The following is a 23,996-nucleotide window of genomic DNA, read 5'->3' on the forward strand; positions in this document are numbered from 1 at the left end:
GGCGTCAATCCCCCGCTGCACGGCCCTTGAGGGCGATGATGCCCCGTGGCCGGAACTGAATGAAGATGATGATAAAGATGATCATATAGGTTTGAGCTGCCAGTGTGTTCGACGGGTTGAGCCACTCGACGCCCTTTTGGAAACCGCCGATCATCGCCGCCCCCGCAAGCGTGCCCCAGATATTGCCCACGCCGCCCACGACCACGGTCATAAAGCTTTGCACGATGTAATCGCTGCCCATCTCCGAGGTGACTTTGGCAAACAGCCCAATTGCCACGCCCGCGATGCCGGCAATGCCCGACCCCAGCCCGAAGGTCAGCATGTTCACGCGGTCCGGATTGATCCCCATGCTGGCAGCCATACGGGGGTTTTGCGTGACGGCGCGGGTCTCAAGTCCCAGCCGGGTGCGCTTCATAATGAAGAGGAAAAGCGCCAGAAAAAGCAAAGCGAGGATGAAAATCGCGATACGGATATAGCTGATTGCGACCACATCATTGATCACCCACGCCCCATCCAGCCAAGCGGGGGCTGTCAGCGGACGGGCTTGTGTGCCGAAGATGTTCTTGGCCAATTGCTGCAAAGCGATGGAGACACCGAAAGTCGCCAGCAATGTTTCAAGCGGACGGTGATAAAGCCAGCGCACCACCAGACGTTCCAGTGCCACACCGGCAGCAAAGGTCACCGCAAAGGCAACGGGCACAGCAATCAGGATCGACGCGGTATGATTGGGCACAAACAGCTGCACCACATAGCCCGTGTAAGCGCCCATCATGATGAATTCACCATGCGCCATGTTGATCACGCCCATCACGCCAAAAGTGACGGCAAGGCCAATCGCTGCGAGGAAATAAATCGACATCAGCGATAGAGCATCGAGGCCCAGATCAACGGCTTGTCCGACGGCGACCCGCCCCTCTGACGCGGCAAGGGCGGCTTCGGCGGCTTCAGTCACTTCCGCAGAAGGTTCATCGTAGACTTGGAAAAAGCGGTAGGCCGCGAGACTGGCCTCAACATCCTTGGGCGTAACCATCGGCGCTGCAAGGCCTTGATCGACCAGAACACCATAGGCCTGATCGCGTGCAGCTTCGGTATTCAGCTGCGCCACCGGAAAGCCGCCAACGCGGCCACCCTCGATGTTGGCCTCAAGGGCGGCATCACGGGCATCTGCGCTGATCTGAACCGGGACGAGGTCTTCCGCGACCAGAAGAGCATATGCGCCTGAGTAGGAGAGCGCGTCACCGCCCGGCGACAATTCTGCGGCGATATTCCCATCCGGCGGTGCACCTGCAGGTGCGGCCACCAGTTTAGTGCTGAGGATCGGGTTCAATGTGGCGCGGAAATCGACGCCCAGATCGCCAGACATGTCGTTGATTGCTGCCACGCGTGCTTCTGCATCATTGTCGTAGGCCATCGTCATCAACCGTTCGAGACGAGTCTTGCGGGCCAGAATGTCGGGGTCGGCTTCATCAGGGATCGCAGCCCGCAGGGGGGCAAGCAAATCGGGGCCGGGATCACGCGCAATCGAATCCAGCGCATCGCGGCGTTTGGTAACGTCGGGATCTGACAGTTGGAACTGCACCAATGCGGTGGCGATCATGGCGCGCACCCCGCTGTTGGGCTTCAGTTGCTTCAGATCGGTTGAGGGCGCCGTTCCCACCTCGGCACCATCTTCGAAATCGCGCAGAGTATAGCTGCCATCATCATTCTTTGTTGCGGTGAAAAACAGCCCGTCCGCCTTGCGCTGCCATATCTCCTTGGCCTGCCAAAGCTCCAGCACGGTTTGCATCTGCGGCAAACCGCTGTCGACCAATGCATCAATCGCCGGACCAATCGTCCGCCGCGAGCTTTTTTCGATCAGTTCGCGCTGGCTTTGCAGAACGTCCTGAACGGTCAGCGGTTGCGCCGAAACCACATGGGACATCATCAGCAGGGCGAGCACTGCAAACAGCAGGTTTTTCATCAGGTCTTTCCGGAAATACTTTGAGAACAGGCGGGCGCCGAAATTCGCGCCCGCCCGGATCTTGCGATCAGTAGTTAGACAAAGTCTGCACGCAGGTCTTCGTCTCGGTGTTGTACATACCGCAATCAAGGTCTTTCCAATCGGAGGTCAGCTTGGCTGATTCCGGCAGGTAATCTGTCCACGCATCGCCTGGCACTTCTTCGGTCTGGCTGATGATGTCGAACTGACCCTCGGCTGTGATTTCGCCAATCAAGACAGGCTTGGCCAAGTGGTGGTTCGGCAACATCACTGCTGTGCCGCCGGTCAGGTTTGGAAACTCCTGACCATACATCGCTGTGCGGACAGCATCCACATCGGTGGTTTCTGCGGCTTCGACCGCGTTCACCCACATGTTGAAGCCGATGTAATGCGCTTCCATCGGGTCGTTTGTCACACGCTCTTCACCCATGCGCTCTTTCCACGCCGCGATCCATTCGGTGTTCGCAGGCGTGTCGGCAGATTGAAAATAGTTCCACGCCGCCAGGTGACCGACAAGGTTGCTGGTATCCAAACCAGAAAGTTCTTCCTCGCCCACAGAAAAGGCAACCACGGGGATGTCATCCGCAGAAATACCAGCCGCCGACAGCTCCTTGTAGAACCCGATGTTGGCGTCACCATTGATGGTCGAGATCACGCCGACCTTTTTGCCATCTGCGCCCAGCGCCACCACGTCGGCAACAATCTTGGACCAGTCGGAATGACCGAAGGGCGTATAGTTCACAAAGATATCGCTGTCAGGAATGTCCTTGGATTGCAGATAGGCTTCGAGAATGTTGTTCGTCGTGCGCGGATAGACGTAATCGGTGCCCAGCAGCGCGAATTTTTCGATGCCCAGCTCTTCGAGAAAGTAATCCGTGGCCGGGATCGCCTGCTGGTTCGGCGCAGCGCCAGTGTAGAACACGTTCTTCGAGCTTTCCTCGCCCTCGTACTGCACGGGGTAGAACAGCAGGCCGTTCAGCTCTTCGATCACGGGCAGGACGGACTTGCGGCTTACGCTTGTCCAGTTGCCAAAGATTACGTCGACCTCGTGCACCGTCAGCAATTCGCGGGCTTTTTCCGCAAACAGCGGCCAATCGGATGCCGGGTCCACGACAACAGCCTCAAGCTGGCACCCCAGCACACCCCCGTCGGCGTTCTGCTGGTCGATCAGCGTGAGCATCGTGTCCTTCAATGTGGTTTCAGAAATGGCCATCGTGCCAGACAGGGAATGCAGCACACCGACCTTGATCGGGCAATCAGCAGCCATCGCCGGCGCGGCGACGCTTATTGTCAGGGCAGTAACAAGAGCAGATGTTGTTTTCATGTGATAACTCCTCGCAGAGAGCGCCGAAGCACCTTGTCCCGACCGGACGGCAGCACTAGCTACTCTCTGCAACTTATTGTTGCGATCCGTGTGGCGGCTGGGCTGAGGTCCAATTCATCCGGTCGTCACACACCCCCAGTTTCAGCGCCGATTCGACGCGCGGAGATGGGGCATCGTCCCCAGTTCGCCGCACTGCGGCAATTGAGATGGGTGTCAGTTCCAACGATAACGCCCGACTGCCTATTTTTTAGGCACTTCAGGGGTAAACTGCACCGCGAATGGGCAGCAACAGCACGCAGCTGTCCCTCATCGCCCGTTTTCTAAGAGGGAGACGACTAAAAGGGAGGCTGTTATTGATGCCGACAGCCATGCCTGATCCCGAGCAGCGCGGCGCTAATTCCGCGCATCCGGGGCATCGCGCGCCGGTCTATACCGCTTTCCGGTTGCGGGTCGGAAACACCGGCCACACAATGATGGCGATGATTGCTGATCTTCCTCTTCTCGTTTTTACCGACATCGACGGTACGCTGATCGACCATGACACTTACCGTTGGGACGCGGCGGCCCCCGCTTTGCGCAAACTGCGCGACATAGGCGCTGGGGTGGTCCTTGCAAGCAGCAAAACCGCAGCAGAGATTGTAGAGTTGCGCGACGCGCTCGACCTCACCCGATGGCCTGCGATCGTGGAGAACGGCGGCGGTGTCTTGGCCGCAGGTGCGCAGACAACAGATGACACAGCGCGCTACGCAGAACTGAGGGCAATCCTGGCCAAAACGCCCCCAGCTTTGCGGACGCACTACCGGGGCTTTGGGGATATGGATGTCAGCCAGATCGCAGCGGTTACAGGTCTATCGCACGAAGCAGCAGCACTCGCCGCACACCGCGACTATTCCGAGCCGGGATTATGGTCGGGCACAGATACGCAGCGGGACCACTTCCTTGATTTCCTGGCAAGCCACAGCATTTCAGCACGGGAGGGCGGCAGATTTCTTACGCTGTCCTTCGGAGGGACAAAGGCAGACCGGATGATCGAGATCACATCGCAGTATCAAGCGAAGCATACGGTCGCCCTAGGCGATGCGCCCAACGATATAGAAATGCTGGAGGCTGCCGATTTTGGTATCGTGGTTGCAAACCCGCACAGCGCGACTTTGCCCCCGCTTTCCGGCGAAGACAGCGGCAAGATCATTCGCACAACGGCCAGGGGGCCGGACGGCTGGAACATCGCAATGCTCGATCTGATCGCGCGACTGGAACTGAAAGAAGGACGGACACTTCATGGCTGATTTCCATCAGAACGGACATATCGCAACGCTGCACAATCTGCGCACCCGCTCGCTGGATGAAATGACCTACGAGCTTCAGACCTTTGCCCAAACCCGCAAAATGTCGTTGATCCTCCCCTGTCTTTATTCAGAACTCGAAACCCCCGCGATGCCCAAGATCGTCGCGGAACTGTCCAAGGTCAGCTATCTACACCGCATCATCATCGGACTGGACCGCGCAAATGAAGCGCAATATCGCCATGCCAAGGCATTCTTTCGTGATCTTGGTCAGGATCATATCGTCATCTGGAACGACAGCCCGCGCATGTTGGCTCTGGGCCAGCAACTGAACGAGATGGGCCTCGCTCCGTCCGAGCCGGGCAAGGGCAAGAACGTCTGGACCGCGATGGGTTATCTGATGGCCTGTCAGGACAGCGCCGTCATGGCGATCCATGATTGTGACATCGTCACCTATACAAACGAATTGCTGGCGCGGTTGATCTATCCCGTGGCGAACCCGAACTTCAGCTACCAACTCGCTAAAGGGTACTATGCCCGCATCGGTCAGGACAAACTGAACGGACGGGTCACGCGCCTGTTGGTCAGCCCTTTACTGATAGCGCTGAAACGTGTGGTCGGCGACCGCGATTATATCGACTACCTGCGCAGCTTTCGCTATCCGCTGTCGGGTGAGTTCGCGATGCGCACGGCCATGCTGCCCGACTTGCGGGTGCCCTCCGACTGGGGACTGGAGATTGGCGTGCTGTCAGAGGCATGGCGCAATCTGGCACCTAAGGCTGTCTGTCAGGTAGAGATCGCAGATGCATACGATCACAAGCATCAGGATCTGAGCGAAGAAGACGCAAACGCGGGCCTCAGCCGCATGTCCACCGACATCTGCAAAGCGGTGTTCCGCAAATTGGCTGCCGAAGGGGTGGTCTTTACCCCGAACGTATTCCGCACGCTCAAGGCGACATACTACCGGGGCGCGCTGGACCTGCTGGAAGCCTATTACAACGATGCTCAGATGAACGGCCTGCACATCGACCGCCACCAAGAAGAACGCGCAATCGAGTTGTTTGCCGAGAACCTGATGCGCGCGGGTCAGTCGTTTCTGGATAACCCGAACGAGACACCCTTCATTCCCACCTGGAACCGCGTGCATTCGGCCGACCCGTCGTTCCTGTCTGATCTACATGCAGCGGCAGCAGCAGACGAGGCAGAGTTCAGCTAGGTCCAATTCGTGATCCATGCACATTGGTAGGGGGCCAGAGTGATGCCATCCGGGTCCGCCACCACTGTCTCCCCGCTTAGCAGGTCCACCCATTTCACATCTTCGATCAGATTCAAATCGGCATCAGGCACCGTTACTGTATCCCCGCTGACATTATGCAGGGCAAAGATGCTTTGCCTGCGGTCAAGGCTTTGCCGCCAGACGCCCAAAATGCGCTCATCGCTTAGCCGCAGGGTGAACTGTGTGGCATTGGGGTGAAAGGCCTTCTGGTTTTGCCGGATGTGCAGCCGCGCTGACAGATCCTCCAACACACGCGCTTGCGGTGTATCCGGGTCATCCAGCAAATCACGCAACGTCGGGTAATCCCAGCGATGGCGGTTGATCGCCCGGTTCATACCACGGTGCGCAACCTGTTCGTGATCATTGGGCGTCGCCAACAGCGCATGAATGTAGAAGGCGGGAATACCTTCCAGTGACATCACGATGGTCTGCGAACAGATGAACCGCGCATGGTGGTGGTTGTCCGGCCCGTCAAAGGTCCGCTCCATAGCGTCATAGAAGGTTGTGTTCAGCTCATAGGCGCTTTCCCCGCCACCCGGCAGCGTCCGCATGGACACAAGCCCGCCGTCCGCCTTGACCGTTTCGATAACGCGGTCGACCTCTTCGGGAGGCAGCAACCCCTCAACAGGGCGCATCCCGATGCCGTCGTGGCTGGCGGTGAAATTCAGATAGGTACACCCCATCGGCGCGGGTGGCATGGCACGTTGCCAACGGCGCAAATGCTCCGCACTGCCTGAAAGCATCGCATGCAGGATCAGCGGCGGCAGCGGGAAGTTATAGATCGCATGCGCCTCGCGCCCCTCCCCGAAGTAGCTGAGGTTTTCCGCTTTGGGGACATTGGTCTCGGTCAGCAAGACGATCTTTTCGGACGCGTGATCGCACAACAGGCGCATCAAACGGATCACTGCGTGGGTCTGGGGCAAATGAATGCTGTTGGTGCCGATCACCTTCCACAAGAATGCCACGGCATCGAGCCGGATGATCCCTACGCCATTGTCCACATGCAGGCGGATGATGCGCAGGAATTCGAGCAACACCTCGGGGTTGCGGAAATCCAGATCAATCTGGTCGTGGCTGAAGGTACACCAGACGTGGCGCGTGCCGTTCACTGTCTCTACTTCGCGCAACAATGGCGTGGTGCGCGGGCGTACGACGGCGCTTAGGTCATCTTCGGGTGAGGCTTCGAAAAAGAACCGGTCATAGGGTTCATGCCCCTGGAGGTAGGCATTGAACCAATTGCCCTGACTGGACACATGGTTCAGCACCAGATCAGACATCAGCCGGAACGAACCGGCAATCCGCTGGATGTCGGGCCAATCACCCAACTGAGGATTGACTGCGCGAAAGTCGGACACGGCGAACCCGTCATCGGATGTATAGGGAAAGAACGGCAGGATATGCACCGCATTCATCGTTCCCTTCAGGTATCGCAGCAAAAAATCGTAAAGCAGATCGAGGGGCTTGTGCACCCCGTCCACGATCGAATTGCCGTATGTAATGAGCAGCGCATCCTGTTCGGACCACAGTGAATTGCTAGGCACGCGCGCCCTTTTGCGCCGCGTTGTGCCCTCGGGCCAGAAGGCATCAATTACCATACTTGACAGAATGTCGGCATCCAGATCGGGATAGATCTGCTGCAATAACCGCGCGATACGGATGCTGAGAGAAGCGGTGTTTTCTTTCATTCCGGGCGACGGCGTCCTGTTGCTTTGGCACCAGCACAAGCGGGCCAGAAAGTTTCTGCATATGCAGCATAGCGCCAGCGTGGAATTCCGTCGACCTGTTTGACAGGTAAGTGATGTTGCCGTCGTTCGGATTGTCTCTTTTGGTCGCAGGGTGAATGCAGTACGCCCACCGCATGACCAAATTTGAAACCATTATCTTCGATCTCGACGGCACCCTGATCCACAGCGCGCCTGACATGCATGCCGCCGTGAACACCGCATTGTCCGAGATTGGCAGGGCACCTTTGGATCTGCCCACCATTACCTCCTTTGTCGGCAACGGCGTTGAGAACCTTGTCGCCAAGAGTGTCGCCGCCACAGGCGACACCGATGAAGACACGATGCACAAAGTACTGAAGCGCGTTCGCGGCATCTATGATGCAGATCCCTGTAGCCGAACAACGATTTATCCGGGCGTGGAAGAACGCCTTGCCGAACTGCAAGCGCTGAATATTCCTCTTGGGATTTGCACCAACAAACCGAACGGCCCGGCGCAAAGCATTTGCGGTGCATTGAAACTCGAACCGTACTTCGACGTGATCGCAGGGGCCGAGGATGGTATGGCAAAAAAACCGGATCCAGCGCCCCTTTTTGACGTCATCAAGCGAATGGGAGGGACACCGGCGTCTACTCTCTATGTCGGCGACAGCACGGTTGATCAGCAGACTGCACAGAATGCCGACGTAGCTTTCGCCTTGTTTACAGGCGGTTATCTGAACGCCCCTCTCGCAGGAACACCACCGCTGTTTACCTTCGATGACTGGAAAACGGAGTGGCCTGTTTAATTCAGTTCGCGCGGCCAGAAAAACTTTGTGCCTGGTTGGTTTAGCGACTAACTTCGCGGCAGGGAGGAACCTTACATGAAACTTATGACAACACTTCTGTCCGGTGCAGCACTTAGCGTCGCGATGGGCCTGACCACATCCGCATCCGCACAGGACTGCCCTCATGGCGATCTCGACGCGCGTTTCTGCGATGTTGACGGCGATTTGATTGCGGATACGCCGACAGATGCGGCTGACCAGCTTGACCCGGACACGCTGATTTTTGCCTACACACCCGTCGAAGATCCCGCGGTCTACAAAGAAGCTTGGTCCGATTTCCTGACCCATCTCGAAGAGGAAACCGGCAAGGATGTTGTGTTCTTCCCCGTCCAGAGCAACGCTGCACAGATCGAAGCGATGCGCTCGGGCCGGTTGCATATTGCCGGCTTCAACACCGGGTCCAACCCGCTGGCCGTGAACTGTGCAGGCTTCCACCCCTTCACGATCATGGCGTCCAAAGATGGCAATTTCGGCTATGAGATGGAGATCATCACCTATCCCGGCTCCGGCATCGAAAAGGTCGAAGATATCAAAGGCAAATCACTTGCCTTCACCTCGCCTACATCGAACTCCGGGTTCAAGGCCCCATCGGCGATCCTGAAATCCGAATTCGGTCTGGAAGCAGAGCGTGACTTTGAACCGACATTCTCGGGCAAGCACGACAATTCGATCCTGGGTGTCGCCAACAAGGACTACCCCGCTGCCTCTATCGCAAACTCGGTCAAGGCACGGATGATCAGCCGCGATGTGATCAGCGAAGATGACGTCAAGGTGATCTATAAATCACAGACATTCCCGACCACCGGCTTTGGCACGGTCTATAACCTCAAGCCTGAGCTGAAAGACAAGATTCGCAACGCGTTCTTCAACTTTGAATGGGAAGGCACATCGCTTCAGGCAGAGTTCGAAAAATCGAACGAGGGCCAGTTCCTTGAGATGACCTACAAGGAATTCTGGGACGTCATTCGCAAGATTGATTCAGCCAACGGCGTCAGCTACGCCTGCGAATAATAGATAATCACGGTGATTGACCGGGCGGGCCATGCAGCCCGCCCGGTTTCATATTCAGGGGGGGGTGCTTTCATGTTGCGACTTGAGAAGCTGGTAAAGACTTACAAAACCGGGGATCAGGCGCTGAAAGCTGTCGATCTGGATATTCCCGAAGGGCAGGTTCTGGCGTTGATCGGGCCGTCTGGGGCGGGCAAATCTACATTAATCCGCTGCATCAACCGCCTGGTGGAACCGACCACCGGCAAGGTTTGGCTCGACGGGACCGAATTGACCGGTCTGTCCTCTTCCGGCCTGCGCCGCGAACGGCGCCGCATGGGCATGATATTTCAGGAATATGCGCTGGTTGAACGCCTCTCGGTCATGGAAAATGTGCTGTCGGGTCGTCTTGGTTATGTCGGGTTCTGGCGCAGCTTTCTACGGCGTTACCCACAGTCTGACGTCGACGAAGCCTTCCGCTTGCTCGACCGCGTGGGCCTTGCCCATATGGCGGATAAGCGCGCGGATGAGCTGTCTGGCGGACAGCGCCAGCGCGTGGGCATTTGCCGCGCGCTGATCCAGAACCCTGCAGTTCTATTGGTCGACGAACCCACCGCCTCGCTTGATCCAAAAACATCACGCCAAATCATGCGCCTGATCTGCGAGCTGTGTCGCGAACGCGGGTTGGCCGCGATCATCAACATCCACGATGTGGCGCTTGCCCAGATGTTCGTGCAGCGGGTGATCGGCCTGCGTTTTGGTGCGGTCGAATTTGACGGCCCGCCCGAAGGGCTGACACCCGAGGTGCTGACCACGATCTACGGCGAAGAAGACTGGGAGGCGACAATTGCCCCCGTCGACGAAGACGAAGAAACCGCAGTCGAGGCCGCAGAATGAGCGCCCCAAGTACCGCAGCGCCTCTGCCCATCGGCCAACCCTGGCGCAAACCACCTTTCATCAAGCGGCCCTGGCTGCGCTGGACATTGATCATCGGCTTTATCGCCTATCTGATCGCTGCCTTCCTTACCATCGATGTGAACTGGTCACGCGTCTATGACGGACTGGAGCGCGGCAAGCAATTTGTGCTGGCGTTTACCAGCCCCGACTTCACCTCACGCTCCGGCGACATCTGGGAAGGTATGATCGAAAGCATTGTGATGACCGTCGCCGCGTCAGTGGTCGGTATCGCCATTTCAATCCCCATCGCACTGGGGGCTGCACGCAACGTAGCACCCTTGCCCATCTATCTGATCTGCCGCAGCATCATCGCCGTCAGCCGCGCCTTGCAGGAGATCATCGTCGCGATCCTGCTGGTTGCCATCTTCGGTTTTGGCCCATTGGCCGGGTTCCTTACGCTCAGCTTTGCCACCATCGGATTTCTGTCGAAACTTCTGGCCGAAGATATCGAAAGCATGGATCGCGTGCAGGCCGAAGCGATCAAGGCATCGGGAGCCAAGTGGACGCAATGGATTAACTACGGCGTGCAACCGCAGGTGATGCCCCGCCTGATCGGGCTCAGCATCTACCGCGTCGACATCAATTTCCGCGAAAGCGCCATTCTGGGGCTGGTCGGAGCGGGCGGCATCGGTGCCACGCTGAACACCGCGTTTGACCGCTATGAATACGACACCGCAGCGGCCATCCTGATTTCAATCATCGTGATCGTCATGGCACTGGAATACCTGTCCGGTGTCATCCGCGCGAGGGTTCAATAATGCCAGTGCGCGAGAACGGGAGCCTGAAGGTGTGGCAACGCCGCTCGGGACGTGAAAGCCTGTTTCACTGGCTGATCTGGCTGGTGGGCATCGCCATCTTTGCCTATTGCTGGCAACAGATTTCAAACGCAACGACATGGTTCTTTGTCTGGGATGCACCGCGCATTTCCCAGGATATCTGGACCCGTGCAACCCCGCCGCGCTGGGAATATATCAGCCAGTTGGGCAAACCCATATGGGACACGCTGAACATCGCGACACTGGGCACGATCATCTCGCTTTTTCTGGCCGTTCCGGTCGCCTTTCTTGCCGCCCGCAACACCACACCTTCCGCCTTGTTCATTCGCCCGATTGCGCTGCTGATCATCGTCTCGACACGCTCCATCAACTCCCTGATCTGGGCGCTCTTGCTCATTGCGATCATCGGGCCGGGTGTCTTTGCCGGAGTGGTGGCCATCGCTATCCGGTCCATCGGGTTCTGCGCCAAGCTGTTGTATGAGGCGATCGAGGAGATCGACGCCACTCAGGTCGAAGCCATCACCGCGACCGGCGCATCCCGTTGGCAGGTCATGGCCTACGGCATCGTCCCCCAGATCATGCCGGCCTTTGCGGGCATTGCCGTCTTCCGCTGGGACATCAACATCCGCGAATCGACCGTACTGGGCCTTGTTGGCGCGGGCGGTATCGGCCTTCAGCTGTCATCGTCGCTGAACGTGCTGGCATGGCCGCAGGTGTCGTTGATCCTGCTGGTCATCCTTGCGGCTGTTGTGATCTCCGAATGGGTGTCGGCCAAGGTGCGGGCAGCAATCATTTGAACCGGACCGAAGCATTTGCGGCCTATGAGGCTGTCCGGCATCGGCTGCCGCCGGTCCGGTCCGCCGGCCTTGGCCAACAGGTCGCAACGCTGGATGCTCTGACGGATGAGATCGATGTGTTCTTGCTGGACGCATTTGGCGTGCTGAACATCGGCGAAACCGCCATTGCCGGCGTGCCTGAACGCGTCGCGGGGTTGCAAAAGGCGGGCAAACGGGTGCTCGTCGTGTCGAACGCTGCCGGGTTTCCCCATGCCAAGTTGATCGAGAAATACGCAAAGCTGGGGTACGAATTTGACCCCGACGATGTGATTACCAGCCGCAAAGCCGTGCTGGCCGCCGTGCAGCAGGAGCCTGAACGCCACTGGGGACTGATGGCAACCGAGAGCTTGGGCCGCGCCGATCTAGACGGGATCGACCTGACGTATCTGGCCGAGGACGCCCGAGCCTATGACGCTGCGGAGGCCTTCTTGTTGCTTGGCAGTGCGGTCTGGACAGAAGAACGGCAAAGCCTGCTTTGCGCATCTTTGGAACGTGATTCGCGGCCTGTCTATGTCGGGAACCCCGACATCGTAGCCCCCCGCGAGACCGGGTTTTCCTCTGAGCCGGGCAGCTTTGCCCACCGGATTGCGGATCAGACAGGCGTTGCCCCACAGTTCTTTGGCAAACCTTTCCAGAACATATTCGATCTGGCCCTCGCCCGCATTGACGCTCCTGATCCTTCTCGGATTGTGATGGTGGGCGACAGCCTGCATACCGATATTCTGGGCGGCCAAACCGCCGGGGTGAAAACCGCTCTGATCTCGGGTTACGGATTCTTCGGGGGCAGCGACGTGGCCGGACCTATCGCTGCGAGTGGTATCACCCCTGACTATATCGTGGCGCGGCCCTAGCAGGCCAAGCGGCCGGTGTGATCCAGTTTACATACGGCTCCCGTTCCGCAGGGTACCAAAGCTCAGATGCCGAGATGATGCGGCAGAGCTGGGCAAAGCGTTTCGAGAAAACTCTTGGCGCGACTCAATCTCTCGGCATAGCCTTTGGTAAGGGCCCGTTTTGATGGCCTTGTGCGACAGTATTTAATCTATTCAATTCCTTGGGCTAATGCCCATCTTTGTGGAAAATTGCTCATGTCCGAATATCAGGTCGAGGGGCCGGAACTTAAAAAACTTATCACGCTGGCCAAGCGCAAACCGCTGGCCTTTGCGTTCAATCCTGCCAAGAACGACGAAGATCATTACTTCGGTATGGACCGCAAAAAACCTGCCGATCTGCTGGGTCGTGACGCAAAAAAGAACGGAGAGGGCAGCAAGGTTGCCTTTGGCATGGCCACGGTCGAAGGCAAGCAGATGACCCTGACCTGCGAACAGGTGGTTCCGGGCATCGCCAAAAAACTGAAGCGTTATCTCAAGACGCAAAAGCTGACGATGAACATCGAGGTTCTGGACGCTAACGGCGCGGTGGTCGATTCCGATATCACCGACATTCCGGATGATCCCGATGAAGAGATTACTGACGGGGAAGACATCCCACCCGCCTTTGACCAGAAGGATCTGATTGCGCGGTTGAACCTTTGCAAACCCAAGGTGCAAGCGGCGCCGGAAAACCTGATCAAGCCACTGAGTAAATTGTTCACAGACACCGCCGGTTTGATCAAAGCGGGCGACGGTGCGGGCGCTGAGGCGAACCTGCAAAAGCTTGAAGCCGCTTTGGCCAAGATCGCAGCGGCAGCTGAAGGGGCACCAGCCACACCGCAACTTGATGCCAAGGCGATACAGGCTGAACTGGTCGCCGTCGGTGGCCGCGTCAAAGCGCTGCCACCCGAACAAGCGGCCAGGCTCGCCAAACCGATGAAACAGGCGGTCGATTTTTTCAAAGCCGGTGATCTGCCCAAGACTCAAGCCGCGACCGCAAAAATCTCCGCCGTCTGTGACACGTTGGAAGCGGCAGCACCGCCCAAAGCGGACGGACCCGCCGATCTAGCCAAGCGCGCCAAGACGCTGCGCGACCAGATCGCAGCTTTGCCGGACCCCGCCCAAAGCAAGGCGCTGATGGCCGAATTTGCCAAGGGCGTCGGACAGATCAAGGCGGGTGACCTGAATGCCGCCACTGCGACCTTTGACCGGGTCGAAGCAGAGGTTGCCGCTGCACCTGCCGAAACAAGCGATAACGCGGAGCAGGAATGGGCAGCGCTCTGGTCCAGTCTGGAGCCCCGCGTCACTGCAGAGATCAAACAAGATGGGCCGTTGTCATCAACACTGAGCGCCAGAAAAATGGCTGCGGAGGAGGCGGTCATTGCGCGCGACTTCGCAAAAGCCCTCAACATCGGCAAACGTCTTGAAGCGATGTTGGATGAAGCAGCGGAAGCCCGGGTTGGTGCGGATGAAGCCAAGAAACAGCGCGTTAACGCAATCGACTTTTCTAAAGCACGTATCACATGGCGCGACACCAAGGCCGCGTTACAGGCCGAGATGAAGACGCTTGCCGATACGATCATCGCAGACCTTAAAGGTGGTGATGTCGAAGGGATCGAAAGCGCCGCGCAAGAGCTTGCAAGCTATCTCGACCCGATCACCGACACGCTCGAGACCGCGCTGAACAAACTGGCCGAAGCCACGGACCCCGCTGATATCGCCACCCGAAAGCAAAGCTGCATCGCCATCATCAACGATCTGGAAACCCAGCTGGAACAAGGCATTTTTGCCGAGATCGACGATAACAACGGCTTTGCCAGTGTCAGCGTGCAGAAAAAAGCGTTGTCCGCCCTGGATGCAGTCGCAGCAGAAATCAACAAGACACCCGAGGCCGCCTGATGCCCGCATCAGCGCAGCCCATAGATAAATTCGTAACCTGACAAGCCGCAGCATTTTTGCGTGCTGCCGCCACAGATATTTTAACGATTTTTTTCTTTCAGGCCTTCGGGCCCCCATAATTTACTTTGCGGAGCAATGCTGTGCCCAAGAATTTTGCCGATCTGACATCAACACAACAGAAGTTCCTCAAGAAATACCTGCGCAGCGGCGGGGTGTTCAAGGATACCCGCGAGAAGAACGAGGCGTTCAACTCTGATTTCGACGCCGCCGTCAGCCCGCTGTTCAAACAGATCAACCGGATCGAACAGACCATCACACAGATGGCTGCGACCGATGAAACCTTTTCGGAAGAGATCAACCGCACCCGTTTAACCGGGCATCAGGAGGCCCTGAATCAGCGCATCAAAGACAGTGCCAAGATGCTGAAACAGCGCGAAATTCCTGATTTCGCTGATATCGCGACAAACCTGCAATCGCTGGAAGACATGCTGGCACGACGCCAGCAGCAAGGCGTTGATCGCCGGGACGCAGCGGCAGAACTTCAGGGCGAAAAGGAAGCCCACGCTGAAGAGGTGCTGCTTGCCTTGGAAGATCACGGTGTCGTTGCGGCGCGTGTGTTTGCCGAAGCCCGCGCCCTCAAATTGTTGCCGGACGATGTGCGTGCCCGCGAAGCGGCGATTGCCATCTACGAAACAACGCTGCTGGCGGCGCGGACCGACATCAGCGGATTGGTGGACAGTCAAGCCGCCGATCCGGGCGTCAAGCCAAACGACTTTGAAGCCAATTGCGCGACCGTCACAGCCGCGTTCGAGCAGGCTGCCAATGTGCAAATCACGGTCATTGAAGATATCATCGGCAAACCTGCGCCCACGCTGGACGACATTCAGGCGCAGTTGAGCGAAAAGTATGGCGAAACCGATACCGTCAAGGTTGAAGCAGCCCGTATGGCAGGCATCGCCGCAGAAGCCCAAAAAGTCGAAGCCGCACTGGTCGCCAAAAATGCAGAGCTTGATGCCCTTGCGGCAAAGATGGCCACCGCATCCCCCGCCGAGCAAAAGAGGATGCGTGGGGAAAAGGCAGCGCTTTTGGCGTTGATAAATCAAATCAGCATGCGCGACGCTCAATTGACCGCATTTCAGGAGGCCCAGCCAGAGAGGGAGCGGGTCTTGCTGCTTGTCGCTGGTGAGGCCGAGGAAGCCGAAAAACGCGCTCAGGCTCTTGCGGATGGCGAGGCCGCGGACTGGCTTGACGTTCATCTGGCACATTTGCTGGAAGGCGCGGTCTATGGGCACCGCACTGATTACGACGCCCCCTCCGAGCTGTTCTCGTTGAGCGAGATCACAGAGAAAATCGACGCCACCCGTGTGATGTTGGTGGCAGCGTCAGAACGCGATGTCATCATCCCGCGTCTCACCGCAGATGAACCCCGGATGAAAGAATTATCCGCATCTGAACTGACAACGTTGGAAAAGATGCTCGACGAAGCGATGAATTTTGCCAACGCTGGCCGTACCGACCTCGCCTTTGCGCTGCACGAAGAAGTGCGGATTTTGCGACAGAAATTTACCAGCGCGCGCAACATACTAAAATTGCCTGCTCCTGCGCCTCCACCTCCCTCTCCGGCGCAAAAGCTGCTGGATCAGCTGACGGTCATCCTTGGCGAATTGGGCGACCTTTGGGGCCAGGGCGTTGATGATGCGCAAACCATCATCACCGATGCCAAGACGCTTGTTGCGGCGGTTCAGGCTTCGGAAAAGACGCATGCTTTCGTGGATACACCGGAGCTGCACGCAGCAGAGGTCGACACACTACGCCGGAGAATGGAAGCCTTGGACCCGCCTCCGGCAGAGACAGCCGCCTTGGCAGAAGCCAAGACAAAAGCGAACGAGAACGCGGCACGGGTCGACGAGTGGCTCGACGTGTTCATGAAAACCAAGAAAATCACCGACAGCGACATCATTGAAGAACCCGGCAAGACTTACTCCAAATCAGAACGGAAAAAGCTGATCCGGCGCGACGAAATTCTCACTGTTAGCGATGGGAATGGCGGGTTTGAAAAGCACCGTCTTGTGATGGAGCGCAAGGGCAAAGGCGGGGAGGATCACGCACAACATACCGGGAAGACTGCGAAAAAGATCCCTATGGAAGTGCTCCAAGCACTGCATACCCGAAGCGAAACTTTGCGCATGATGGCTGAATCCGGCACCCCCGGCAGTGAAGAGGCGATTGCCCGCTACAGCACAGAAACAGAAGAGCTGATGGAGGAAATCGGCAATCAAGGTTTGACGCTCTTCCCCGAGATCGCAGCCATCCTGAAGGACTGTGACAAGATCATCGAAAAAGGCACAATGGCTGAATTTCTGCCGGACAATCTTGGCGAGGCAAAGAACCGCTATCAAGCGTTCAAGGACAGTTATTTGTCCGAACGTCCCAGCGTGGCCAAAACCAAGGCTCAAGCCTTCAAGGTCGAGATTGACGCGCTGGAAGTGGCCGCCGAAGCGGTCAGGACAGAGTATAATACGCAGCGCACCGTCTATGGTAAGATCATCAAAGATTTGAAGGGTGCCAAGGGCAAATCGCCCGATGCAATTGCGGTCGGCAGGCTGATGGAGGAGATGCTGCAAAGCGATCCTGATACGCTCTTTGCAGGCTCGTCCGATGGTGCCGACGACGCCACCAATAAGAAATTGGTACGGGCGCGCAAACAGTTTGCAGCACTCAAGGAATTCTACACCGCCAACGCGAAAATCTTTTCCAGCAGAGAGATGACTGGCCCGTGGCTTAACAAGACCGAAACAGCCTACAAAAAGCTGTCCTCGAAAGTCGGGACAAACGTAAATGATGCCAAGGATGAGCTCGCCGCCATCAAAGCGGAGATGCTGGCATTCTATACCAAGATGAAGAATATCAAGACGGCCACTGGTTCTGACCTTGCGGACAAATTGATAGAGCTTTTCGAAACACTGAAAGAAAGCGCGGTGACCGCCTACAACGACCATGAGGCACGCCGGCTTTATCTGGTAAAGAACAGAGAGCTGAAGGACGCGATCAAAGAACAGCAAAGACTGGTTGGCAAGAAAGGCAAGAACGCGATTGCACAACAACTGGCGTCAGACCTTGATGCACTGGCGACCCGTCGCAAGGGAACCAAGTCCAAATCAGATGCCGACGAAGACTACAGTTCCGCTATGCGTGATTTCGAAGAGATCGAGCGCGAATTGGAGACGCTGACCGAGAAGGTTACAGAAGCTGCGAGCGGGAAGCGGGTGAAGCCCAAGAACATCAAGATTACCGACAAGCTGCCGGTGCTTGAGAATTTCCTTGAACGGATGAAAACCACCGCAACCGGGCTGGCAGAAACGACGATCCGGCCCAAGCTGGATACAGATGATGCGAAAACGGAATACAATCCGAAGATCGACATCATCAAGGCTGATCTGGCGCGCGTTTCTTCGGTTTACGATGTGGGTCCATTGAAAAGACTGGCAACAGACATCGACGCCGACAACGCCTCTGAAACGCCGGACAAGCAAAAGCGCGTCACCTGGCGCGAGGCAGCACTTAGCGAGGTGCGCAAGCTGCGCACTGCGCTTGAGATGGACCCCGCAACGCAGATCTACGCCAAGAACCCCTTCGATCTCGGCACCGATCTAAGCCTGGTGCGGACCGCCCTGCATCAGGTCGAAGTGGCCGTGCTGGTCAGTGTTGACCCCAAAGAACAAGCATAAGGAACGCGACCCATGGCATTGAGCGAATACGAAGCAGATTGGATCGTCAAAACATCGAATGCCCCTCTGGCGGACCCGGAAGTGGACGCGGACGGCAATCCGGTCACGGCCTTCACCAAACGCGAGGCGCGACTTGAGTTTTTTCTCGGCCCCGAATCCGATCTGGCCGTCGGCAAGGCGGATATTCTGGCTGCTCAGGACTTCACTCTGGACACACGCCAGCAAGCGAACCTTTGGGACAAGATCATGCGCCGGCCAGAGGGCAAGCTGCTCTCTATGAAATGGAAAGCCGACGATAGCGATCTGCCCTATTTCGGCCATGACATGCGCGCGGATCACGAGGTGGATACCATTGCCGACGTGGGTCAGGACAACGTCGAAGTGCCCGAGGAGACGCTGAATGCGCTGACCGCAGCCTTTGACCGGCTGATGGGGCTGTCCTACCAGATGGCGAACGAGTTGGACGATACCGGCAACCGTATGTTCAAGGACGAGGACATCCGCCGCGAGCTTTGGGCACCCTTGGTCCGCGAAGGCACCATTCCCGAAAACCTCGTGCCGCAGAAATTCTCCGAACAGGCGATTGCTTTCAAAGGTGCCGCGGAGGTTTATCAGGACAGGATCGACGATTACTCCAAGAACTCTCACGGCAAAGAAGACTTGCTGCGCGGGCTTGGCATCGCGGGCGATACCCTGAGTGTCGTCAACACCATCGTCGGCAGCAGTGTCACCATCGGCAATGCTGACAAAATGGCTGATCTGAACAAATCCATTGACGATGGCACCAAACTTGACGGCTCAGCGGCATCAGCAGCCGATACTAAGGCGCTCAAGCTAGAGCGGGCGCAATTGCAGCAACAGGAAGCATTTGTGAAGTTTGGGGGCACCGTTCTGACCGGTGGTTTTGGATTGGTCAAATCTGGCGTTGAAGAAAATGCCAGGGGCGAAGAAGCGAACTGGGCCAAATTCGCTGACCAATCCATTAAGGTGCTTACCTCTGTTGTCGCGGCCGGGATCGGACCGATCGCTACAGAGATCGTCGGCGTATCGGATTCGATGAACACCGATGAGGGCGAGGCCAAGATGCGCACCGCTGATGCGATTAAAGCCGGTGTTTTGGGCGGATTGTCCGCCTGCCGTATGGTGCCGACCCTCGTGACCGTCATTAAGGCCAAGCCAGGCGACCGCCGCAAGATCGTCGATCAGATGATCGAGCAATTCGCCGATGCGGTGCAGCTGGCCATCCAATCCGCCGCAGCGCTTGAGACTGACAATTCCCGCAAGGCCGATATGATCATGGTGGGCGCCAGCGTCCGTACGCTGATCCTGCTGACCGGTAAATCGGAACGCGCGATTGAGTTGATGATCGAAGGCAAGCCCAATCAGGCAGCGTTGCTTTTGGGGGGGGCGTTGTTCATGGACGGCGCCGCCGCTGTGTCCGGCCTGATCGCTGATGGTGTGCGCAAGGATGTTACGGCAGAGGAATACAAGAATGCCTCGCCCGAAGAGCGGCTTTATATGGAAAGCGTGGGCGATCCAAACGCCAGCGCCGAAGATCAAGCAAAAGCGCTTGCGGATGCCAAGAAAGCCCGCGCCGATGCAATGGCCGCCCTGCAAGCGGCCGTCGACAGCAATGTGGCCTCTGTCAGCGAAGACCTGCTAAAACAGATGGAAGACAGTGAGCCGCCTGTCATCGATCCTGCGCAGGAAGAATTTGCCAAGAGAATGCAGGCGCAAATTAATGAGGCGCAGCAGGCCAAAGCCGCCGCCGAATTGGAAGAGCAGTTTGGCGACCCCGAAGCCGTCGCCGCGATGTTTGCGCAATTCGATCACGACATGGGCGAATACGGTGAGCTTTACGAACAGGCCACGCCCGAAGCCGCCATGGAAGGCGAACCCGACCAGATCGCCGAGAACCTCAAGGCTATTGATCGTGCCATCGCCAATACGTCCGCCCTGCGAACGCGGGCCGAGTTGATTAACGGCGTTTCTTCCGGTGCTGCCGCAATCACCGCGTCCTTTGTGCCCGGTGCCGGTGCGGTGGTCGCCGCACAAGCCGTCGCATTTGACATCTATTGCGTCAGCAAAGCGGTCACCATGCACAACAAATGGGTCGATAGCATGGAAGTCGCCTTTCGCGCCGGATCGGCTTACAGCCCCGCGATTGAGAAAACGCTGACCAACGCGCGGATCACCCTCAGCCACAAGAGCGTCAAGCTGATCCTCGACAGTGTGAAACTGGGCAATGAAATCGCCAAGTGTTTCGATATCACCGGCACCACCACGATCATCGGCGCGTCGCTTACGATGACTTCTGCGCTGGTCGACTACGGCTATAAGATGAACAAGGAAGTCGAGATCACCAATGGCTGGAATGCCTACAAAAAGGCACGCAGCAATCCAGCGAACCGTAAAGCAGCCCGGGCAGCGCTGCGGTTGAATTCGACGTTGGCGAAATGTTGTATCGCCTATGGGGCCTGTATGGAGAAAGACCCCTCTGCCATCGAAGCGATTCGCATTTCCGGCCTTTCCCCATCTGTATTGGCCGACGACAAGGACGTTTGCAAAAAGCTGGTGAACTATCTTGAAAACGAGATGAATGAGGACCCCGTTGTGATGCATGTTGAGCGGCAACCCAAGAAGTGGCAGCCGGGAAGGCCTGAACTGACCTCCGCCTCTTGGTTCGAGACCAAAACCGCCGCTGTGATGTCAGCCGAGCCGCGTCTTGATCCCGCTTCGGCCAAGACACCGGGCATGGACCGCCTGATGGCCCAATTGGATGCGGCATGGGAGGGAGAAAAGAACTACAAGGCATGGCGCGTGGCCAAAGCCCCTGCGCCCGACGATATCGAGAAGCGGCGCACCTGCGCGAACACCACAATCTCACTTCTCAATAGCGTGATCTCGCAAATGGAGGCCTATGCGCCCGTAGAAGCGGGCAAATCCGACCGGCACGACGAAATGTCTGATATCGCACAGACGTTCCGCGCATTGGCCATTCTGAACCTGCCCCAGGCAGAGGCCGATTCTGCCGCCGCGCCGATCGTTGCGGTGCAACAGAACGACACCGATGACGATAGCGATGAGGACAGTGACGATGATGCATGATCCCATCTGAGGGAGCCTACCTCTGGCTCACTGGGGAATGTGAAGTGTGCCACACTTAATCGGACCGCATAATACTGCCTACCGGACCTAAACTGCTTACGTCTATCGAGATAGAGAAAATGGTGAGCCGTGTTGGGTTCGAACCAACGACCTACTGATTAAAAGTCAGTTGCTCTACCAACTGAGCTAACGGCCCACGCTGGGTGTACTTAGAAAGGGAAGCCGAAAGGGTCAAGCCCATAACGTCTTAAATTACGACCACATGCTGGATATGTCGCACAGGGCAGTCTATATGCGGCGCATGGTCACCAATCAGACATCCGGTTTGCCTTTCATGAAAATGCATGGGCTGGGAAACGACTTTGTCGTCGTGGATGCGCGCGCGCATTCGCATGCGGTAACTCCGGCTTTGGCACAGGGAATCAGCCATCGGCATTTTGGAGTCGGCTTTGACCAGCTTGCCGTGATCACGAAGGGCAGTGGTGACGCGCATCTGACGTTTTATAACGCTGACGGCTCTACCGCTGCGGCATGTGGCAACGCCACGCGCTGTGTTGCGCGGTTCCTTATGGACGAAACAGGGAAGGCCCTGCTGCATCTGACAACGGACCGGGGCGATCTGGCGGCGAAGGATATGGGCAACCGGATAACATCGGTAAATATGGGCCATCCACAGCTTGACTGGCAGGACATTCCCCTGAGCCATGACGTCGATACGCTGAATCTGCCGATCGAGGGGGCACCGGTTGCCACGGGTATGGGCAATCCCCACTGCAGCTTCTTTGTCGATGATGTGTCGGCCGTGGATCTGGAAACACTCGGCCCCCGAATCGAACATGATCCCCTTTACCCTGAACGCACCAACGTACAGGTCGCCCAGATTGTCGGCCCGGATCACATACGCATGCGTGTGTGGGAACGGGGTGTCGGCGTGACTCTGGCGTCCGGCTCCTCTTCTTGCGCTGTAACGGTCGCGGCTGCGCGGCGCGGACTGACGGGGAACGCCGTGCGCATGGACCTGGATGGCGGCAGCCTTGAGGTCGCATGGCGCGACGATGGTGTCTGGATGACCGGACCAACCGCACATGTGTTCAGCGGCACGTTGACGCCGGAATTTCTGGAGGGTTTGTCGTGAGTGCTCCGGTATTCTCGAATCACGGCTGTCGCCTGAACGCCTACGAAGTTGAGGCGATGAAAGATCTCGCCGGGCAGGCAGGGCTTGAGAACGCAATTGTTGTTAATACCTGCGCCGTGACCGCCGAGGCCGTGCGCAAGGCGCGTCAGGACATTCGCAAGCTGCGCAAATCGCACCCCGACGCCCGCTTGATTGTAACTGGCTGTGCTGCCCAAACCGAACCGGAAACCTTTGCTCGGATGGACGAGGTCGACGCCGTCATTGGCAACACCGAAAAGATGCAGGCCGATACCTGGTCCGGACTGGCCGCTGACTTTATCGGCGAGACTGAGGCGATGCAGGTCGACGACATCATGTCAGTGACCGAAACGGCAGGACATCTAATCGACGGGTTCGGCACCCGCAGCAGAGCCTATGTACAGGTCCAGAATGGTTGCGATCACCGGTGTACGTTCTGCATCATCCCCTTTGGGCGCGGCAATTCGCGTTCGGTCCCCGCAGGTGTTGTGGTGGATCAGATCAAGCGGCTTGTTCAAAAAGGGTTCAACGAGGTGGTGCTCACGGGTGTCGATCTGACATCTTGGGGGGCCGATCTACCCGCTGCTCCACGCTTGGGTGATCTGGTGATGCGTATCCTGCGGCTGGTGCCGGACCTGCCGCGCCTGCGCATATCGTCGATCGACAGCATTGAGGTTGATGAAAATCTAATGGCGGCAATCGCCAATGAACCACGACTTATGCCCCACCTGCACCTCTCGTTGCAGCATGGGGATGACATGATCCTAAAACGGATGAAGCGGCGCCACTTGCGCGATAATGCCATTGCCTTTTGCCAGGAGGCCAAGCGGCTGCGCCCGGACATGACCTTTGGTGCGGACATCATCGCGGGCTTCCCGACCGAGACGGACGCGATGTTCGACAACTCGCTGCGATTGGTGGAAGATTGCGACCTCACCTGGCTGCACGTCTTTCCCTATTCCGCCCGCCCCGGCACGCCAGCGGCGCGGATGCCCGCCGTGCATGGCGCGGTGATCAAGGAACGCGCGGCACAATTGCGCAAAGCGGGTGAGGCCCGTGTTCAGGCGCATCTGGCCCGGCAAGTTGGCGCGGAGCATCATATTCTGATGGAAAGCCCGACAATGGGGCGCACAGAGCAGTTTACAGAGACCCTGTTCGATACACCGCAGACCGAGGGCGCAATCGTTCACGCGCGGATCAAAGGGATGTCCGGAACCTGTTTGCAGGTTTGATAAAAGACAACCGGTTCGATGCAACCGGGTTGAAAAGATCCC

The 23,996-nt window shown here is 57.5% G+C and carries 16 protein-coding genes and 1 tRNA gene; 13 read left to right on the forward strand and 4 right to left on the reverse strand.

Translation table 11 applies throughout. From position 1 onward, the window contains the following. Nucleotides 1-4: 4 nt before the first annotated feature. Entirely contained in the window at nucleotides 5-1,960 is a 1,956-nt protein-coding gene (urtB, locus tag Z945_RS0108265; RefSeq protein ID WP_025051633.1) for an urea ABC transporter permease subunit UrtB, read from the reverse strand. 67 nt (nucleotides 1,961-2,027) lie between these two features. Beyond that, on the reverse strand, nucleotides 2,028-3,302 hold the full coding sequence (gene urtA, locus Z945_RS0108270) for an urea ABC transporter substrate-binding protein (RefSeq protein ID WP_025051634.1): 1,275 nt from the start codon (nucleotides 3,300-3,302) through the stop codon (nucleotides 2,028-2,030). A gap of 356 nt (nucleotides 3,303-3,658) precedes the next feature. On the opposite strand from urtA, the gene Z945_RS0108275 reads away from it, so the two are divergent. Both Z945_RS0108275 and Z945_RS0108280 read left to right on the forward strand, forming a co-directional pair. Beyond that, nucleotides 3,659-4,588 carry an HAD-IIB family hydrolase gene (locus Z945_RS0108275; protein ID WP_338152103.1) on the forward strand — a complete coding sequence of 310 codons (930 nt, stop codon included), beginning with the start codon at nucleotides 3,659-3,661 and terminating at the stop codon, nucleotides 4,586-4,588. Continuing rightward, nucleotides 4,581-5,801 carry a glycosyltransferase family protein gene (locus Z945_RS0108280; RefSeq protein WP_025051636.1) on the forward strand — a complete coding sequence of 407 codons (1,221 nt, stop codon included), beginning with the start codon at nucleotides 4,581-4,583 and terminating at the stop codon, nucleotides 5,799-5,801. The genes Z945_RS0108275 and Z945_RS0108280 overlap by 8 nt, the downstream gene beginning before the upstream one ends. On the opposite strand, the gene Z945_RS0108285 is transcribed toward Z945_RS0108280, so the two are convergent. Further along, a complete protein-coding gene (locus tag Z945_RS0108285; RefSeq protein ID WP_025051637.1) occupies nucleotides 5,798-7,546 on the reverse strand; it encodes a sugar phosphorylase in 1,749 nt (582 codons plus the stop codon). The two genes, Z945_RS0108280 and Z945_RS0108285, sit on opposite strands and share 4 nt — an antisense overlap. Nucleotides 7,547-7,719: 173 nt before the next feature. Here Z945_RS0108285 and gph point away from each other — a divergent pair, with 173 nt between their 5' ends. From gph to Z945_RS0108330, 9 genes are all read left to right on the forward strand, one after another. Further along, nucleotides 7,720-8,370, forward strand: a complete 651-nt coding sequence (gene gph, locus Z945_RS0108290; protein ID WP_025051638.1) for a phosphoglycolate phosphatase — start codon at nucleotides 7,720-7,722, stop codon at nucleotides 8,368-8,370. Between the two features lie 75 nt (nucleotides 8,371-8,445). Then, nucleotides 8,446-9,420, forward strand: coding sequence for a phosphate/phosphite/phosphonate ABC transporter substrate-binding protein (phnD, locus tag Z945_RS0108295; RefSeq protein WP_025051639.1), 975 nt, complete (start codon nucleotides 8,446-8,448; stop codon nucleotides 9,418-9,420). 72 nt (nucleotides 9,421-9,492) lie between these two features. Continuing rightward, nucleotides 9,493-10,293, forward strand: coding sequence for a phosphonate ABC transporter ATP-binding protein (gene phnC / locus Z945_RS0108300; RefSeq protein WP_025051640.1), 801 nt, complete (start codon nucleotides 9,493-9,495; stop codon nucleotides 10,291-10,293). Beyond that, nucleotides 10,290-11,111 carry a phosphonate ABC transporter, permease protein PhnE gene (gene phnE, locus Z945_RS0108305; RefSeq protein WP_025051641.1) on the forward strand — a complete coding sequence of 274 codons (822 nt, stop codon included), beginning with the start codon at nucleotides 10,290-10,292 and terminating at the stop codon, nucleotides 11,109-11,111. The genes phnC and phnE (Z945_RS0108305) overlap by 4 nt, the downstream gene beginning before the upstream one ends. After that, nucleotides 11,111-11,926 carry a phosphonate ABC transporter, permease protein PhnE gene (gene phnE, locus Z945_RS0108310; protein ID WP_025051642.1) on the forward strand — a complete coding sequence of 272 codons (816 nt, stop codon included), beginning with the start codon at nucleotides 11,111-11,113 and terminating at the stop codon, nucleotides 11,924-11,926. Before phnE (Z945_RS0108305) ends, phnE (Z945_RS0108310) begins: the two co-directional genes overlap by 1 nt. Beyond that, nucleotides 11,890-12,816, forward strand: coding sequence for an HAD-IIA family hydrolase (locus Z945_RS0108315; RefSeq protein WP_025051643.1), 927 nt, complete (start codon nucleotides 11,890-11,892; stop codon nucleotides 12,814-12,816). Before phnE (Z945_RS0108310) ends, Z945_RS0108315 begins: the two co-directional genes overlap by 37 nt. Nucleotides 12,817-13,050: 234 nt before the next feature. Beyond that, nucleotides 13,051-14,733 carry a hypothetical protein gene (locus tag Z945_RS0108320; protein ID WP_025051644.1) on the forward strand — a complete coding sequence of 561 codons (1,683 nt, stop codon included), beginning with the start codon at nucleotides 13,051-13,053 and terminating at the stop codon, nucleotides 14,731-14,733. Between the two features lie 140 nt (nucleotides 14,734-14,873). Then, nucleotides 14,874-18,461, forward strand: a complete 3,588-nt coding sequence (locus Z945_RS0108325; RefSeq protein WP_025051645.1) for a coiled-coil domain-containing protein — start codon at nucleotides 14,874-14,876, stop codon at nucleotides 18,459-18,461. A 12-nt stretch (nucleotides 18,462-18,473) separates the two neighbouring features. Then, nucleotides 18,474-21,569 carry a hypothetical protein gene (locus Z945_RS0108330; RefSeq protein WP_025051646.1) on the forward strand — a complete coding sequence of 1,032 codons (3,096 nt, stop codon included), beginning with the start codon at nucleotides 18,474-18,476 and terminating at the stop codon, nucleotides 21,567-21,569. A gap of 120 nt (nucleotides 21,570-21,689) precedes the next feature. On the opposite strand, the gene Z945_RS0108335 is transcribed toward Z945_RS0108330, so the two are convergent. After that, a tRNA-Lys gene (locus Z945_RS0108335) sits at nucleotides 21,690-21,765 on the reverse strand. 96 nt (nucleotides 21,766-21,861) lie between these two features. Between Z945_RS0108335 and dapF the strand changes: the two genes are divergently transcribed. Together dapF and mtaB are read left to right on the forward strand one after the other, a co-directional pair. Further along, the gene (dapF, locus tag Z945_RS0108340; RefSeq protein ID WP_025051647.1) at nucleotides 21,862-22,704 is read left to right on the forward strand and encodes a diaminopimelate epimerase; all 843 of its coding nucleotides are present in this window, start codon (nucleotides 21,862-21,864) and stop codon (nucleotides 22,702-22,704) included. Further along, nucleotides 22,701-23,954, forward strand: a complete 1,254-nt coding sequence (gene mtaB / locus Z945_RS0108345; protein ID WP_025051648.1) for a tRNA (N(6)-L-threonylcarbamoyladenosine(37)-C(2))-methylthiotransferase MtaB — start codon at nucleotides 22,701-22,703, stop codon at nucleotides 23,952-23,954. Before dapF ends, mtaB begins: the two co-directional genes overlap by 4 nt. Nucleotides 23,955-23,996: the final 42 nt, after the last annotated feature.

This window comes from Sulfitobacter noctilucae (assembly GCF_000622365.1).
GTDB lineage: Bacteria > Pseudomonadota > Alphaproteobacteria > Rhodobacterales > Rhodobacteraceae > Sulfitobacter > Sulfitobacter noctilucae.